Source organism: Streptomyces coeruleoprunus, from assembly GCF_039542925.1.
Lineage (GTDB): Bacteria > Actinomycetota > Actinomycetes > Streptomycetales > Streptomycetaceae > Streptomyces > Streptomyces coeruleoprunus.
Map to the genome: position 1 here is coordinate 6,308,526 of NZ_BAABIT010000001.1, position 14,878 is coordinate 6,323,403.

The following is a 14,878-nucleotide window of genomic DNA, read 5'->3' on the forward strand; positions in this document are numbered from 1 at the left end:
GGCAGGGTCCGTCCGCTGCTGGCCCACTGCCGCAGCATCTCGCGGTAGATGGGCGGGTCGGGGGCCGGCCGGTGAACCGATTCTCCGAAGCCCGTGGCGGTACCGGGCACCACCAGGCGCCCCCGGACATAGCCACTCGTCGAGTACAGCGAGGTCATACCAGGGCAACGCGGGCTCCCCGCACGGGGTCACCCCTCGTGGCAATAGGGCGCCAGTTCGCGGCCTACCCTGCCCGCCGGCCGCCCGCCCCCGCGTCTGCGGGCACAGCGCGACGCCCCGGGCGCGGAACGCGCACCGGGGCGAGGGGAACCTGGGCGTCGGGACGCCGGGAGGGGCCGGCGTCAGGCGGCCCGCCGCATGCGCGGTGCCCTGCGCATCCGCGGCACCTTGATCGGGCGGGAACCCGGACCGCCGACGTGCGAGAAGGGCTGCGTACGCCAGTCGAGGCCCTGAGGGAGCGTCAACAGCATTCCCAGGTCGTGGTCCTGGTCGTCCGACGCCTCGTCAGCGGGGCCGGCCTCCTCGACCGGGCGGCCCGAGCCGGTGCACACCGACAGGACGAACGGATTCCACGGCGTCGGGCACAGCGCGTGCTCCGGGAGAACCTCCTCGTCCGCGAGCAGCGCGATCGGCTGCACGCAGTCCGGGCAGACGACCCGGAACATCTCGAAAGCTTCGTAGGTGTCGAGCTCTTCCGTCTCGACCGAATCAACAGGCTCCTGCATGGAGAATCTCCCCCTCAGGCGGGCCGACCAGGCATGCGGCCCCGACCACAGCAACCATTTCCCCTCCGGCTCCCCGGGTAACCGTCCGGTCTCGGACCACCCGGGCCCGCCGCCTGTGGTCTTCGTCACATGCCGCTCGCAGGTGCCCGTACGGTGTGCCTCCGACTGTGCCGCAGGGCACCTGGGGCAATAGGTTGACCGCATGGAGGAGCTGGATCGTCAGATCGTCGAGTTGCTCGTCAAGGACGGGCGCATGAGCTACACCGACCTGGGCAAGGCCACGGGCCTGTCCACCTCGGCGGTGCACCAGCGGGTGCGCCGCCTGGAACAGCGCGGTGTCATCCGCGGCTATGCCGCCGTCGTCGACCCCGAGGCGGTCGGCCTGCCGCTGACCGCTTTCATCTCGGTGAAACCGTTCGATCCCAGCGCCCCCGACGACACGCCCGACCGGCTCGCCGACATCCCCGAGATCGAGGCCTGCCACAGCGTCGCCGGCGACGAGAACTACATCCTCAAGGTGCGCGTCGCGACCCCGCTGGAACTGGAGCACCTGCTCACGCGGATCCGCTCGCAGTCCGGTGTCTCCACCCGGACGACAGTGGTCCTCTCGACCCCGTACGAGGCCCGGCCGCCCCGCGTCTGAGACCGCCGCGGGACGTCTCGCGGGGACCGCCGCGAGACGCCCCGCGCGGCTGTCTAGGCTGGTCACCATGACCGAGCGCGAACACCTCCCCCCGGCAGACACCGCCCCCACCGTGCTGCTGCGCGGTGGAGACGTCCACAGCCCCGCCGACCCCTTCGCCACCGCGATGGTCGTCGAAGGCGGACACGTCGCCTGGGTGGGGTCCGAGGGCGCGGCCGACGCCTTCGCCTCCGGAGTGGACGAGGTCGTCGACCTCGAAGGCGCGCTCGTCACCCCCGCGTTCACCGACGCCCACGTGCACACCACCGCCACCGGGCTCTCCCTGACGGGCCTCGACCTGGCCGCCGCGCGCACCCTGGGCGACGCCCTCGCCCGCGTACGGGACTTCGCCGCCGCCCGTTCCGCGGACCGGGTCCTCCTCGGCCACGGCTGGGACGCCACGCGCTGGCCCGAGGGCCGCCCCCCGACGCGCGCCGAACTCGACGAGGCCACCGGCGGCCGCCCCCTCTACCTGCCGCGCGTCGACGTGCACTCCGCCGTCGTCACGACCGCGCTGCTCGACCTCGTCCCCGACGTCACCGCCCTCGCCGGCTACCACCCGGACGCCCCCCTCACCGGCGCCGCCCACCACGCCGTACGGGCCGCCGCGCACGCCGCCGTGACGCCCGCCCAGCGCGCCGACGCCCAGCGCGCGGCCCTGCGTCACGCCGCCTCGCTCGGCATCGGCACCGTCCACGAGTGCGGCGGGCCCGAGATCTCCGACGAGGACGACTTCACCGCCCTGCTGAAGCTCGCCGACGAGGAGCCCGGCCCCCGCGTCGTCGGCTACTGGGCCGAGCGCGTCGAGAGCGACAAGGACGCCCGGCGCGTGCGCGAACTGGGCGCGCTCGGCGCGGCCGGCGACCTGTTCGCCGACGGCTCCCTCGGCTCGCACACCGCCTGCCTCCACGAGCCCTACGCCGACGCGGACCACCGCGGCAGCGCCCACCTCGACGCGGCCGCCGTCGCCGCCCACGTCACCGCCTGCACCGAGGCGGGCCTCCAGGCCGGCTTCCACGCCATCGGCGACGCCGCGATCGGCGCCGTCGTCGACGGCGTCAGGGCCGCCGCCGAGACCCTGGGCCTGCCCCGGATCCGCGCCGCCCGCCACCGCGTCGAACACGCCGAGATGCTCACGCCCGAGACCGTCGCCGCGTTCGCCGAGCTCGGCCTCATCGCCTCCGTGCAGCCCGCCTTCGACGCCGCCTGGGGCGGTGACGACGGCATGTACGCCCAGCGTCTCGGCGTCGAGCGCGCCCGCACCCTCAACCCGTACGCGGCGCTCCTGCGCGCCGGCGTGCCGCTCGCCTTCGGTTCCGACAGCCCCGTCACCCCGCTGGACCCGTGGGGCACCGTCCGGGCGGCGGCCTTCCACCGCACGCCGGAGCACCGGATCTCGGTGCGGGCCGCGTTCACCGCCCACACCCGGGGCGGCTGGCGGGCGATCGGCCGCGACGACGCGGGCACCCTCGTGCCGGGTGCCCCCGCCGACTACGCCGTGTGGCGCGCCGACGAGCTGGTGGTCCAGGCGCCCGACGACCGGGTCGCCCGCTGGTCCACCGACCCGCGCTCCGGCACCCCGGGCCTGCCCGGTCTCACCCCGGGCGCGCCGCTGCCCGTGTGCCTCCGGACGGTGGTCTCCGGGCACACGGTCTTCGTCCGACCGAACGAGTGACATAGGGATGTTCCGGCCACCGGCCGACGCGCCCCGGGTTCCGCCACGACCTGCGGATCTTCGTCGCTGACCTGCTGATATGCCCAAACTTCGCAGGTGGGGCGGGTGTTGACAGCGAGCGGTCGACGGCCGGTAGGTTCGGCGGGTCCACCACCGACGTCCGACCGGGACCCCTGCGCGCAGCCGCCGAACGCCGCTGGATCGCGGGGTGGTGTGCCGCACCGGCGCACCACCACTGGGAGCCAGGTTCAGCGCCCGCGCCGCGCGGGCCGCACAGGCCGTTCCGGTCGGGAGGGTGCGACCCGGGTGGGGCCCGGCGTTCAGTAGACAACGGCTCTCGGTCGACCCGCAGCCAGCGGGCCCCAGGTCGGCCCGAAGGACGCCGGGCCCCAGGTCGGCCCCCGGTGGCCGCCGAACCCCCCTGCCCCTGCTGCCCCGCGGTGGGGGCTCGCTAAGGTGGGGCTCTGCGTACAGGACGTAAGGGGCAGTAGTGAACGACGGTGGTCAGAGGCGATACGGCCCACTCGGCAGAGCCTTGGTGATCATTCCGACCTACAACGAGGCGGAGAACATCAAGGCGATCGTCTCCCGGGTGCGGGAGGCCGTGCCCGACGCGGACATCCTCATCGCCGACGACAACAGCCCCGACGGCACGGGCAAGCTCGCCGACGAGCTGGCCGCCGAGGACGGCCAGGTCCACGTCCTGCACCGCAAGGGCAAGGAGGGCCTGGGCGCCGCCTACCTGGCGGGCTTCCGCTGGGGCATGGACCACGACTACGGGGTCCTGGTCGAGATGGACGCCGACGGCTCCCACCAGCCCGAGGAGCTGCCCCGGCTGCTCACCGCCCTCAAGGGCGCCGACCTGGTGCTCGGCTCCCGCTGGGTGCCGGGCGGGCGGATCGTCAACTGGCCGAAGTCGCGGGAGTTCCTGTCCCGCGGCGCCAGCACCTACTCGCGCCTGCTGCTGGGCGTGCCGATCCGGGACGTCACCGGCGGTTTCCGGGCGTTCCGCCGGGAGACCCTGGAGGGCCTGGGCCTCGCGGACGTGGCGTCCCAGGGCTACTGCTTCCAGATCGACCTGGCCCGCCGTGCCGTCGCCGCGGGCTTCCACGTGGTCGAGGTGCCCATCACGTTCGTGGAGCGCGAGCACGGCCACTCCAAGATGAGCCGCGACATCATCGTCGAGGCGCTGTGGCGTGTGACCGCGTGGGGCATCGCCACCCGCGCCGGACGGCAGCCGGGCCGCACGTCGAACTGACGCCCGGGGCCTTTACGCCGTACCGGCGGACCGCCAGGCACACTGGGGTCATGACGACCGGTGCACAGCCTCCTCTCGCCCGCCGGCGCTCACGCGCCCGCACCCTCGCGCCCCTCGGCTTCGCAGCCTGGGCGGTGCTGGAGATCTGGCTGCTGCTGCTCGTGGCCGACCTGGCGGGCGGTTTCGCGGTGCTGGCCCTGCTGCTCGGCGGTGCCGTCCTGGGGGCCGCCGTCGTGAAGCGGGCCGGGCGCCGTGCGTTCAGCTCGCTCACGGAGACGCTTCAGCAGCAGCAGTCCGGTGCGGTGCCGCCGAGCCGGGCGAGCGAGGGCAATGGCCTGCTGATGCTGGGCGGCCTGCTGCTGATCCTGCCGACGCTGCTGTCCGACGTGGCCGGCCTGCTCCTCCTCCTGCCGCCCGTGCGCACGGCGGTGGGCAGGTACACGGAGCGGGCCGTGGACCGGCGCATCCGGAAGGCCGGCCCCCTCGGCGACGCCTTCCAGCAGGCCCGTATCCACCGCCCCGACGGCAAGGTCGTCCAAGGCGAGGTCATCCGCGACGACACGACGTCGCGCCCGCCGCACGACGAGCCGCGCCCGCCGCTGACGCGCTGACCCGCAGACCCGCTGACGCGCCGCTTTCGGGTGGCGGCACGGGCAGGCCCGCCCCCCGGGGCGAGCCGGACGCACGAAAGCCGCGGGGCGCGGTACACCGAGGTGTACCGCGCCCCGCGGCTGTGCGTATGACCCTTGTTACACGGTCACGCGGACTTCCTGCTGTCGCGCGGATGCACGGCAATGTTCATGGCGCCGGAGCGCAGGACCGCCAGCCGCTCGGCCAGCACCTCCTCCAGCTCCTCGCGGGTGCGCCGCTCCATGAGCATGTCCCAGTGCGTACGCGCGGGCTTCGCCTTCTTTTCCTCGGGGCCGTCCCCGTCCACCAGGAGCGCCTGGCTTCCGCAGACCTTGCACTCCCACTCCGGCGGGATCTCCGCCTCGACCGAGAACGGCATCTCGAACCGATGCCCCTTCTCGCATGCGTACTCCACCGCCTGGCGCGGGGCCAGATCGATGCCGCGGTCGGTCTCGTAGCTGGTCACCACGAGGCGCGTGCCGCGAAGAGCTCGCTCACTCATGAATCGTGCCTCCCGGGCTTGTCGCCCACAGGACAGGTGTCGCTGTCGTCGTCATCCGGTCAACGTCCGGTCGGCGGTAAAGATTCCCGATGTGGGTTATGCGTCGCCCGTCGTGCCGCCCCTTTTTGTACCCACCAGTGCCCGGTTTGTCACATCTGACAGCAGATGTCACCCAGCGTTTTCGTCGCTTGACCACGCAGTAACGGTCCTCCTGGCAGGCCAAAGGCGTACACTACCGGCCTTTCACTTCGCCGTCTAAATGATGTCCGGATTCTGACCGGACCGTCTCTGCATACGATCAGATGCGATCGGGTACGGGGTTTCCCGCAGCGGCGATCGCCCGCCGTACCGGCACCCGTGCGAGCAGCAGGAACCCCAGAGCGAAGAACAGCACCAGCGAGATGATCGCGTCACGGTAGCTTCCCGTCAGCTGGTACGCCAGCCCGAAGACGAGCGGTCCCAGCCAGCTGAGCCCCCGGTCGCTCATCTCGTACGCCGAGAAGTACTCCGCCTCCTTGCCGCGCGGCACCAGGTGCGAGAACAGCGACCGCGACAGGGCCTGGCTGCCGCCCAGCACCAGCCCGATCGCCGCCGCCAGCACGTAGAACCAGAGCGGCGCCCCCGCCGGGAGGAAGTACGCGGCCGCGAGGATCAGCGTCCACACCGCAAGCGAGCCGAGGACCGTCCGCTTCGCGCCGTACACCCGCGCCAGCCGCCCCATCCCGAGCGCGCCGGCCACCGCCAGCACCTGCACCAGCAGGACGGCCGTGATCAGGGTCGTCTGCTCCAGGCCCAGCTCCTCCGAGCCGTAGACGGACGCCTGCGAGATCACCGTCTGGACCCCGTCGTTGTAGACGAGGTACGCCAGCAGGAAGGACAGCGTCAGCGGATGGCGGCGCATGTCGCGCAGCGTCGACACCAGCTGCCGCCACCCCGACCCGACCGCGCCCTCGCCGCCCGGCGCCACCCGCCGGTCCCGCAGCCTGCGCAGCGGGACCACGGTGAAGGCGCCCCACCACAGGCCCGCCGACGCCAGGCAGATCCGCACCGCGTCCGACTCGGACAGCCCGAACGAGTCGTGGCCGCTGTACAGGACCAGGTTCAGGACCAGCACCAGCGCGCCCGACGTATAGCCGAACGCCCAGCCGCGCGAGGACACCGCGTCCCGCTCCTCGGGCTCGGCGATCTGCGGCAGATAGGCGTTGTAGAGCACCATCGACACCGCGAGCGAGGCGTTCGCCACGATCAGCAGGAACGCGCCCAGCAGATAGCGGTCGCCCTCCAGGAAGAACATCCCCGCCGTCGCGCCCGCCCCCAGATACGCGGCCGCCGCGAGCAGCGGCTTCTTGCGCCCCGTACGGTCCGCGGCCGCGCCCGCCAGCGGCATCACCAGCACCGCCAGCACGATCGACGCCGACACCGCGTACGCGAAGAGCGAGCCGGCGCGGACCGGGATCCCGAGCGGGTGGACGAAGCCGTCCACGTCCGCAGCCGCCTTCGCGACCGCCGTCAGATACGGGCCCAGGAAGACCGTCAGCACGCTCGTCGAGTACACCGAGCACGCGAAGTCGTAGAAGTACCAGCCGCGTTGCTCGCGGCGCCGGTCCCCGGTGCCGTCGGCTCCGCTCCCGCGGTCCTCCGGTCGCTCGCCGGACCGGTCCGTGGCATCGGTGGTCACGCGCGCCCCCCTCGTTCGTCCCCGTGGCGAGACCGCGTGGTCAGGACCAGACCCCCCGGTCGGTCAACACCGTGCGCAGCGTCTCCAGATGATCGGTCATGATGCCATCGACCCCCAGGTCGAGGAGAGCGTTCATGCGCCGCGGATCGTTGATCGTCCAGACGTGCACCTGGAGGCCCCGCGCGTGCGCCGCCCGCACGAACCGCCGGTCCACGACACGGACCCCGCCCTGCGTCTCCGGCACCTGCGCCGCGACGGCCCCGGCCCGCAGTGTCGCCGGGACGCCGAAGGAGCGCAGCCGCAGCGCCGCCACGCCGCGCACCCCGTACGAGGTCGCCAGGCGCGGCCCGGCCAGGCGGCGGGCCCGGGCGATCCGCCCCTCGTTGAACGAACCCACGCACACCCGGTCCCAGGAGTCGGTCCTGCGGATCAGCTCCACGAGCGGGACCAGCGCCGACTCCACTTTGAGGTCCACGTTCCAGCGGGCCTCCGGGAACTCCTCCAGCAGTTCCTCGAACAGCGGCAGCGGCTCCTTGCCGGCGACCCGCGCCTCGCGCACCGCCTTCCACGGCAGCGCGGCGATCCGGCCGCGCGCGTCGGTCACCCGGTCCAGCGTCGCGTCGTGAAAGGCCACGAGCCTGCCGTCGGCCGTCGTGTGCACGTCCGTCTCGAACCAGCGGTAGCCGAAGCCCGCCGCCCGGCGGAAGGCGGCGACGGTGTTCTCCAGCCCGTCCGCGGCGCCACCGCGGTGGGCGAAGGGTATGGGGAACGGATGGTCCAGGTACGGGTGGCGGCGCCGGCCGCCGTGGCGAGGGAGAGTCACCGCCGCAGTATGGCCTGCCGCGGTGTACCGGAGGCGACCACGGTGCTGCTCCCGCCCTCACCGGGGATGGCGAAGAAGCGCAGGAAGTACTGGGCGAGCGGGCCGATCGCCAGCGCGTACAGCACCGTGCCGACACCGAGGGAGCCGCCGAGGAGGAAGCCCGTCACGACGACCGTGATCTCGACCAGGGTGCGCACCAGGCGGATGGACCGGCCCGTGACCTTGTGCAGGCCGGTCATCAGCCCGTCGCGCGGGCCGGGCCCGAAGCGGGCGGCGATGTACAGGCCGGTGGCCACGCCGTTCAGCACGATCCCGGCGGCCATGACCGCGATCTGCAGGAGCAGCCCCCGCGCGTCCGGCAGCACGGAGAGGGTCCCGTCCATGGCGGCACCGATGACCAGCACGTTCGAGACGGTGCCCAGGCCGGGACGCTGGCGCAGCGGGATCCACAGGAGCAGGACTGCCGCGCCGACGATCGTCATCACCACGCCCATCGACAGGCCGGTCAGCTCGGACAGGCCCTCGTGGAGCACGTTCCACGGCTCCAGGCCCAGACCGCTGCGGACCAGCAGCGCGGAGCTCAGGCCGTACAGGACGAGACCGCTGTACAGCTGGAACAGGCGGCGCGTCAGCCGCCGCTCGGGGCTCCTGGTGCGACCGGACATGTTGTTCCCCCCGGGTATCGGTGGTGGACTGGCTTGTGACACTCTCTGGTGGGAAATTGGATGGCAACCATGGCCAATCCGAGGAAGGTGGACTGAATTCATGGCTCAGTGGACTTCGGCGGTGGGTCCCGCCCAGCTGGCCCGGCAGCTCACCGCACAGCAGCCCCGCCCGGCCGGTCCCGGCACGCGCAAGCCGCCCGCGTACCGTGCCCTCGCCGACGGGATCCGCCTGCTGGTCCTGGAGGGCCGCGTCCCGGTGGCCGCCCGCCTCCCCGCCGAGCGCGAGCTGGCCCTGGCGCTGTCCGTCAGCCGTACGACGGTGGCGGCGGCGTACGAGGCGCTGCGCAACGAGGGCTTCCTGGAGTCCCGGAGGGGCGCGGGGAGCTGGACCTCCGTCCCCGCGGGCAACCCGCTGCCCGCCCGTGGCCTCGAACCGCTCCCGCCCGAGGCGCTGGGCTCCATGATCGACCTCGGCTGCGCGGCGCTGCCCGCGCCCGAGCCGTGGCTCAGCCGCGGCTTCCAGGGCGCGCTGGAGGAGCTTCCCCCGTACGCCCACACGCACGGCGACTACCCGGCCGGGCTGCCCGCGCTGCGGCAGATGCTCGCCGACCGGTACACCGAGCGCGGCATCCCCACCATGCCCGAGCAGATCATGGTCACGACCGGCGCGATGGGCGCCATGGACGCGATCTGTCACCTCTTCGCCGGGCGCGGCGAGCGCATCGCCGTCGAGTCCCCCTCCTACGCCAACATCCTCCAGCTCATGCGGGAGGCCGGCGCCCGGCTCGTGCCCGTCGCCATGGCGGAGGGCCTGAAGGGCTGGGACCTGCCCCGCTGGCGGCAGGTCCTGCGCGACGCCGCGCCCCGCCTCGCGTACGTCGTCGCCGACTTCCACAACCCGACCGGCGCGCTGGCCGACGAGGACCAGCGGCGGGCCCTGGTCGACGCGGCCCGCTCCGCGGGCACCGTCCTCGTCGTCGACGAGACCATGTCGGAGCTGCACCTGGAGGACGGCCTGGAGATGCCGCGCCCCGTCTGCGCCTTCGACCCGGCGGGCAGCACCGTCCTCACGGTCGGCTCGGCCAGCAAGGCGTTCTGGGCGGGGATGCGCATCGGGTGGGTGCGGGCCGCGCCCGACGTCATCCGCTCGCTCGTGGCCGCCCGCGCCTACGCCGACCTCGGTACGCCCGTCCTGGAGCAGCTGGGCGTCAACTGGCTCATGCGCACGGGCGGCTGGGAGCAGGCCGTCACGCTCCGGCGCGCGCAGGCCCGGGAGAACCGCGACGCGCTCGTCGCCGCCGTGCGCAGGGAGCTGCCCGGCTGGGAGTTCGAGGTGCCTCTCGGCGGTCTCACCCTCTGGGTCCGCACCGGCGGCCTGTCCGGCTCCCGGCTCGCCGAGGCCGGCGAGCGCGTCGGCGTCCGCGTCCCGTCCGGGCCCCGCTTCGGCGTCGACGGCGCCTTCGAGGGCTACGTGCGCCTCCCGTTCACCGTCAGCGGACCGGTCGCCGACGAGGCGGCCGCGCGGCTGGCGGCGGCGGCGCGGCTGGTGGAGGCGGGGGCGAACGGCAACGCGGTGGTGGAGGAGCCGCGGACGTTCGTGGCGTGACGCCCCGCCGGGGCCTCCGGCCCACGGCAGAACCACCCGCGCGGGCCCCGGTCGTGTGGGTACCGCGCCGTTCGCCCGGCCGGGCCCGGCACGCGCCCCCGGCAGCGACGCCTCAGTGGGCGAGGGGCTGGGGCGGGGTCGGGGCGGGGGATTCCTGCGTGTCGTGCTCGGGGAGGAGACCGAGGACCGCTCGGCGGTGGGCCTCCGACGTCGTCTCGTCGTACGGATCCGGTGTCGCCGGGACCTGGAGGCGGAGCACCGGGCCCGTGCCCAGGCGGGCGTAGCCGCGGCCGGGCGGGACGTGCGGCGGCGGTGTCGTGCGGGGTGCCGTGCCGAGGACGGCGGCGAGCCAGTCGGGGGAGGCGGGGCCGAGTGCGACCCGGGCCCGCGTGTGGGTCCGTACCGTCTCGCCCAGCCGGTCCACGGTGTCGAACTGCTCGGCCACCACGACCGTGACCTGGGCCGAGCGGCCGTGGCGCAGCGGCACTTTGAGCAGGTCCTGCGGGTCCTGACGGGCGTCGATCGCCGCGAGGTCGCCGAGGACACTGGGCCGGTCCAGCAGGATCCACAGGGGCCGCCGGGTGTCCTCGGGCGGCGCGAGGCCGGCGCCGCGCGCCCGCTGGGCCGCCACCAGCCGCCGTTCCGTCTCGCGGGCCGCCCACTCCAGCCCGGTCAGCGCGCCGTTCAGGCCGCACTCGACGGCCAGCACACCGGCCCGCCCGACCAGGCACGCGTATTCACCGGTCCCGCCTCCGTCGACGATCAGCACGTCCCCGTCGTGCTGGAGCGCCTGGAGGGCGATCGACCGCAGGAGCGTGCTGGTGCCGCTCCCGGGCTGGCCCACGGCCAGCAGATGCGGCTCCGTCGAGCGGGCGCCCGTGCGCCACACCACCGCGGGCGCGTCCCGCGTGGCGTCGCCGTCCCGCACCGGAACCGTCCGCTGCACGGCCTCCGGGTCCGTGAAGCCGAGCACCGTCTCGCCCGGCACCGTCACGAACCGCTGCGCCGCCACGGTCGTCGGCAGCGCCGGCAGCACGCTCATCACCAACTGGTTGCCCTCCTCGTCCCAGTCGAAGAGGTACTCGCGGCCGCGCCCCGACTTGGCGTGCAGCACCTGCTCCACACGGGCGCGGGCGGCGGGCTCCCCGTCCGGGAAGTACGCCGGGTAGACGATGCGCAGCCGGGTCGGCCGCGCATCGCCGTCGAACGTGAAGTCACTGAACGCGCCGCTCCAGTCGCCGCCGTGGGCGAAGAGCGGGCTGGGGTCCTCGGGGACGGAGAAGTACGGCACCAGCGCCTCGTACAGGCCCTTCAGCCGCTCGGTCTCCGCCTCGTCCGGCCCCGTCTTCACCACGGGACGCTCGCGTCCCTGCCAGGCCGCCACCGCCATCACCCCGATGAGGGCGAGCAGCGGCCCGTACGGCACGAGCACCACGACCAGGACGCCCGCCGCGGCCAGGAACAGCGTGGGACCACGCCGGTCCTTGGGGGTCGCGGCCCACTTGGCGCGCCCCGCCGCCACCAGTTTCCGCAGACCACGTGAGACGGTGATCAGCGGATGGAGGACGTCCGTGGCGCTGTCGGCGGCCGAGCGCGCGACCTCTCTGCCGCGCGCGATCCTTTCGCTTCCACTGCTCAGAATGCGGGGGAGTGGGCGCCGGGCCACGTCGTCTCCTGGGGTCCTGGTCGGGTGGGGGTCGGGGGCGGTCAGAAGTTGATGCCGCCCAGGAGGCTGGCGAGGCTCTGTCCGCCCGCCGTGATGCTCGGGGCGATGGCGGTGCCCGCGAGGTAGAAGCCGAACAGGGCGCAGACGAGGGCGTGGGACGCCTTGAGCCCGTCCTTCTTGAAGAAGAGGAAGACGATGATGCCGAGCAGGACCACGCCTGAGATGGACAGGATCATGAGTGGTTCTCCTGGTTGAAGGGACAGTCACCATGAGTCATTCCAGGCTCACAGTAAGCATCTATGCGACAAAAGGTGCAAATGGGTGAAGTTCTGGCGTTTTCACTTGACTGGCGCACGTACGCACTTGCGTGATCCCGCCGTCACCCGCTCCGGGAGGCCGCAGGTCACCCGCGCGTCAGGGCAGTAACCTGTCGGTTCACTCGTACGGCTGCGCCTGCCGTGCGGGCCGGTTCCCCACCGGGTTCACGGAGATATACGCAGGTCAGGAAAGGTGGTACGTCCCATGAGCGAAACCCCGGACCCCGAGGTGGTCGAGCTGGCGTCGAAGATCTTCGATCTCGCGCGCCAGGGCGACGCGGCGGCCCTCGCCGCGTACCTCGACGCCGGCGCCCCGGCGAACCTCGCCAACGAGAAGGGCGACTCGCTCGTCATGCTCGCCGCCTACCACGGCCACGCCGAGGCGGTCGAAGCCCTCCTGGCCCGCGGGGCGGACCCGGACCGCGCCAACGACCGCGGCCAGACGCCCCTCGCCGGAGCCGTCTTCAAGGGCGAGGAAGCCGTGATCCGGGCGCTCCTGGCCGGCGGCGCCGATCCGGAGGCCGGCACTCCGTCCGCGGCGGATACCGCGCGGATGTTTGGGAAGACAGACCTCCTGGAGCTGTTCCGGTCCCGGTGAACATCCCGCCCGCCCCCGTGAACGGACCGGGAACGGGCACGGAAGCGCCGGTGGGAACCGTGCCGTAAATGTGGTCGCGGTGGCGAAATGGCTGGGTCATCATGACGACGGGCCCGCAGGGGGCCACCGACAGGAAGGCAGAGGCAGAGGAAGATGACCGAGATCAAGCGGAAGACGACGGGCGGCTCCTCATGTTGCTGCGCGGCCTAGCCGATCACCGGCAAACAACCCACCGGTTGCGTCGGGTCACCCCGGTTGCGTCGACAGCTTGATGTGAGGCACTTTCCATGTTCGAACCAGTCATAGCGCCGAGCGGCACCCTGCTCGGCCTGCTGCAGAGGGGCCGCGGCGACGGCACGCTGCACGCGCTCGCCGCGCCACGCGCGGAGGCCCTCGCCGCCCTCGACCACTGCGTTCTCAACGATCCCCGCCGCGACTGGCAGGTGGAGAACCGCTCCCTGTACTACGCCCGCCTCTACCTGGACCTCCACGGCGGACTGCGGGAGATCGAAGCCCATCTGTTCGCCGCCGAGGACCACCTGGACACCGAGGAGTCACGGACCGGGCTCGCGCTCGCCGTCCTCGGCCACCTCGCCTCGTACGGCCGCCAGGACGCCCTGGCGCTGTTGCGCCGCTACGCCGCGACCGGCGCGAACTGGGCCTGGGCCCTCGACGAGCTGGCCCTGCGCGACGACGACACCGCGCTGCGCTCGCTGGCCGGCCCCGTCCTGGCCCGCTTCCCGGCCACGCCCGAGGGCGACGCCGAACTGGCCGCCGCCGTCCGCGACGCCTACGAGCCCCGCCCCTGGCGGCTGTGGGCCGAGGACCCCCGCGAGACCGTCGGCGCGCGGGTGCGCGCCGCCCGTGAACAGGGCTCCTTCGACCGCTGGCAGCGCCAGCTGCGCCCCTCCGGGCCCCGCCCCGGCTGGAGCGTCCAGGCGGTCTTCGACTGGGCCCAGCAGGGACTCGAGCGCGGCAGCATCCTGCACGGCCCCGCCGCCCGCTGTCTCACCGCCGTCGCCGGACCCGACGACCGGCCCCTGATCCTCCAGGCCGCCCGCAGCGGCCCCGACGGCGCGCGCTGCGCCGCGCTGCACTACCTCGCCGAGGCCCGCGACCCGGCCGTCCTCGACCTCATCGAGGCCGCCGCGAGCAGTCCCTCCCGTACCGTCGCCGACGCCGCCGTCGCCGCGTTCGAGCGGATGTGCGGCGAGGCCGCCGTCGACCGCGCCCGCGGCTGGGTCCACCGGCCCGACGCGCTCGGCACCTCCGCCGCCGGAGTCCTCGCCTCCCGGGGCGGCGCCCAGGACGCGCCCCTCGTGCTCGGCGCACTCCGCCAGGCCGTCCGCACCGACGGGCCCGACGCCCCGTCGCTCTACCCCCTCGTCGACGGCGCCGGCCGCCTCGGCATCGCCTGCGCGGCGCCCGTCCTGCGCCACATCTACCGCGAGACCGCCTCCTCCGCGCTGCGCGGCCGCACCGCACGTGCCCTCGCCGCCACCGACCCCTCCTTCGCCACCGGCTTCGCCGTCGAATGCCTCTGGGACTGCGAGGAGACCACCCGCGAGATCGCCGCGCTCCACGCCGAGACCGGCGACGCCCGGGTCGCCGAACGCCTGCGCCGCCTCGCCGCCGACCCGGCCGAGGAGGACGAGGTACAGACGGCGGTACGCAGCAGGATCGGCAGGGACGGGCCAACGGCCTGAGGCCCCGGGGCTGAGGACCTGCCTGCGGCTTGGGACGGGAGGACCCGGGGCTGCGGCCCCAGGGCCTGAGGACCTGCCTGCGGCCTGGGGCGTGAGGACCCGACCTGAGGCCCCGCGTCTGAGGGTGCCGGCCTGCGGTCCCCGGGTCTGAGGCGTGCCGGGCCTGCGGCCTCGGGGTCTGAGGACCCGGGCCTGCGGCCCCATGGCCTGAGGACCCGGCCCAAGACCCGGAGCCTGAGGCCCCGGCATCCGGCCTGGCGGCCGCGGGGCCCAAGGACCCGGCCTGAGGCCCCAGGGCCTGAGGAGGCCGGGTCTGAGCGTGCTGGCCTGCGAGGTTCGGGTCTGAG

At 73.6% G+C, this 14,878-nt stretch carries 14 protein-coding genes; 7 read left to right on the plus strand and 7 right to left on the minus strand.

Features of this window, described 5'->3' with window-relative positions:
- Positions 1–341 precede the first annotated feature (341 nt).
- On the minus strand, positions 342–725 hold the full coding sequence (locus tag ABEB09_RS28335) for a hypothetical protein (RefSeq protein ID WP_345692744.1): 384 nt from the start codon (positions 723–725) through the stop codon (positions 342–344).
- A gap of 202 nt (positions 726–927) precedes the next feature.
- Here ABEB09_RS28335 and ABEB09_RS28340 point away from each other — a divergent pair, with 202 nt between their 5' ends.
- The 4 genes from ABEB09_RS28340 to fxsA all read left to right on the plus strand — a co-directional run bounded on the left by ABEB09_RS28340 (position 928) and on the right by fxsA (position 4,951).
- The gene (locus ABEB09_RS28340) at positions 928–1,368 is read left to right on the plus strand and encodes an Lrp/AsnC family transcriptional regulator (protein WP_345692745.1); all 441 of its coding nucleotides are present in this window, start codon (positions 928–930) and stop codon (positions 1,366–1,368) included.
- 67 nt (positions 1,369–1,435) lie between these two features.
- Positions 1,436–3,082, plus strand: a complete 1,647-nt coding sequence (locus ABEB09_RS28345) for an amidohydrolase (protein WP_345692746.1) — start codon at positions 1,436–1,438, stop codon at positions 3,080–3,082.
- Between the two features lie 490 nt (positions 3,083–3,572).
- Positions 3,573–4,340: a polyprenol monophosphomannose synthase gene (locus ABEB09_RS28350; protein ID WP_345692747.1), complete on the plus strand. Its 768-nt coding sequence runs from the start codon at positions 3,573–3,575 to the stop codon at positions 4,338–4,340.
- Positions 4,341–4,390: 50 nt separating this feature from the next.
- A complete protein-coding gene (gene fxsA, locus ABEB09_RS28355; protein WP_345692748.1) occupies positions 4,391–4,951 on the plus strand; it encodes an FxsA family membrane protein in 561 nt (186 codons plus the stop codon).
- 146 nt (positions 4,952–5,097) lie between these two features.
- Here fxsA and ABEB09_RS28360 read toward each other — a convergent pair whose 3' ends face one another.
- From ABEB09_RS28360 to yczE, 4 genes are all read right to left on the minus strand, one after another.
- Positions 5,098–5,472: an RNA polymerase-binding protein RbpA gene (locus ABEB09_RS28360; RefSeq protein WP_010468770.1), complete on the minus strand. Its 375-nt coding sequence runs from the start codon at positions 5,470–5,472 to the stop codon at positions 5,098–5,100.
- A gap of 298 nt (positions 5,473–5,770) precedes the next feature.
- On the minus strand, positions 5,771–7,150 hold the full coding sequence (locus tag ABEB09_RS28365) for an MFS transporter (protein ID WP_345692749.1): 1,380 nt from the start codon (positions 7,148–7,150) through the stop codon (positions 5,771–5,773).
- Between the two features lie 40 nt (positions 7,151–7,190).
- Complete coding sequence (locus tag ABEB09_RS28370; protein WP_345692750.1) at positions 7,191–7,973, minus strand: glycerophosphodiester phosphodiesterase family protein; 783 nt, start codon at positions 7,971–7,973, stop codon at positions 7,191–7,193.
- A complete protein-coding gene (gene yczE, locus ABEB09_RS28375; RefSeq protein WP_345692751.1) occupies positions 7,970–8,638 on the minus strand; it encodes a membrane protein YczE in 669 nt (222 codons plus the stop codon). The genes ABEB09_RS28370 and yczE overlap by 4 nt, the downstream gene beginning before the upstream one ends.
- Before the next feature lie 100 nt (positions 8,639–8,738).
- On the opposite strand from yczE, the gene ABEB09_RS28380 reads away from it, so the two are divergent.
- The gene (locus tag ABEB09_RS28380) at positions 8,739–10,244 is read left to right on the plus strand and encodes an SCO1417 family PLP biosynthesis transcription factor (protein WP_345692752.1); all 1,506 of its coding nucleotides are present in this window, start codon (positions 8,739–8,741) and stop codon (positions 10,242–10,244) included.
- Positions 10,245–10,356: 112 nt separating this feature from the next.
- Here ABEB09_RS28380 and ABEB09_RS28385 read toward each other — a convergent pair whose 3' ends face one another.
- Together ABEB09_RS28385 and ABEB09_RS28390 are read right to left on the minus strand one after the other, a co-directional pair.
- On the minus strand, positions 10,357–11,910 hold the full coding sequence (locus ABEB09_RS28385; protein WP_345692753.1) for a hypothetical protein: 1,554 nt from the start codon (positions 11,908–11,910) through the stop codon (positions 10,357–10,359).
- 41 nt (positions 11,911–11,951) lie between these two features.
- The gene (locus tag ABEB09_RS28390) at positions 11,952–12,146 is read right to left on the minus strand and encodes a hypothetical protein (protein ID WP_023589716.1); all 195 of its coding nucleotides are present in this window, start codon (positions 12,144–12,146) and stop codon (positions 11,952–11,954) included.
- A 286-nt stretch (positions 12,147–12,432) separates the two neighbouring features.
- On the opposite strand from ABEB09_RS28390, the gene ABEB09_RS28395 reads away from it, so the two are divergent.
- Together ABEB09_RS28395 and ABEB09_RS28400 are read left to right on the plus strand one after the other, a co-directional pair.
- Entirely contained in the window at positions 12,433–12,825 is a 393-nt protein-coding gene (locus ABEB09_RS28395) for an ankyrin repeat domain-containing protein (RefSeq protein ID WP_345692754.1), read from the plus strand.
- 287 nt (positions 12,826–13,112) lie between these two features.
- Positions 13,113–14,531 (plus strand): HEAT repeat domain-containing protein, encoded by a 1,419-nt coding sequence (locus ABEB09_RS28400; protein ID WP_345692755.1) that lies wholly within the window; start codon positions 13,113–13,115, stop codon positions 14,529–14,531.
- Positions 14,532–14,878 lie beyond the last annotated feature (347 nt).

Bases quoted from the DNA above. Each gene is read 5' to 3' on its own strand.
- ABEB09_RS28335 (WP_345692744.1), bottom strand. From the start codon at position 725: ATGCAGGAGCCTGTTGATTCGGTCGAGACGGAAGAGCTCGACACCTAC.
- ABEB09_RS28340 (WP_345692745.1), top strand. From the start codon at position 928: ATGGAGGAGCTGGATCGTCAGATCGTCGAGTTGCTCGTCAAGGACGGG.
- ABEB09_RS28345 (WP_345692746.1), top strand. From the start codon at position 1,436: ATGACCGAGCGCGAACACCTCCCCCCGGCAGACACCGCCCCCACCGTG.
- fxsA (WP_345692748.1), top strand. From the start codon at position 4,391: ATGACGACCGGTGCACAGCCTCCTCTCGCCCGCCGGCGCTCACGCGCC.
- ABEB09_RS28360 (WP_010468770.1), bottom strand. From the start codon at position 5,472: ATGAGTGAGCGAGCTCTTCGCGGCACGCGCCTCGTGGTGACCAGCTAC.
- yczE (WP_345692751.1), bottom strand. From the start codon at position 8,638: ATGTCCGGTCGCACCAGGAGCCCCGAGCGGCGGCTGACGCGCCGCCTG.
- ABEB09_RS28380 (WP_345692752.1), top strand. From the start codon at position 8,739: ATGGCTCAGTGGACTTCGGCGGTGGGTCCCGCCCAGCTGGCCCGGCAG.
- ABEB09_RS28390 (WP_023589716.1), bottom strand. From the start codon at position 12,146: ATGATCCTGTCCATCTCAGGCGTGGTCCTGCTCGGCATCATCGTCTTC.
- ABEB09_RS28395 (WP_345692754.1), top strand. From the start codon at position 12,433: ATGAGCGAAACCCCGGACCCCGAGGTGGTCGAGCTGGCGTCGAAGATC.
- ABEB09_RS28400 (WP_345692755.1), top strand. From the start codon at position 13,113: ATGTTCGAACCAGTCATAGCGCCGAGCGGCACCCTGCTCGGCCTGCTG.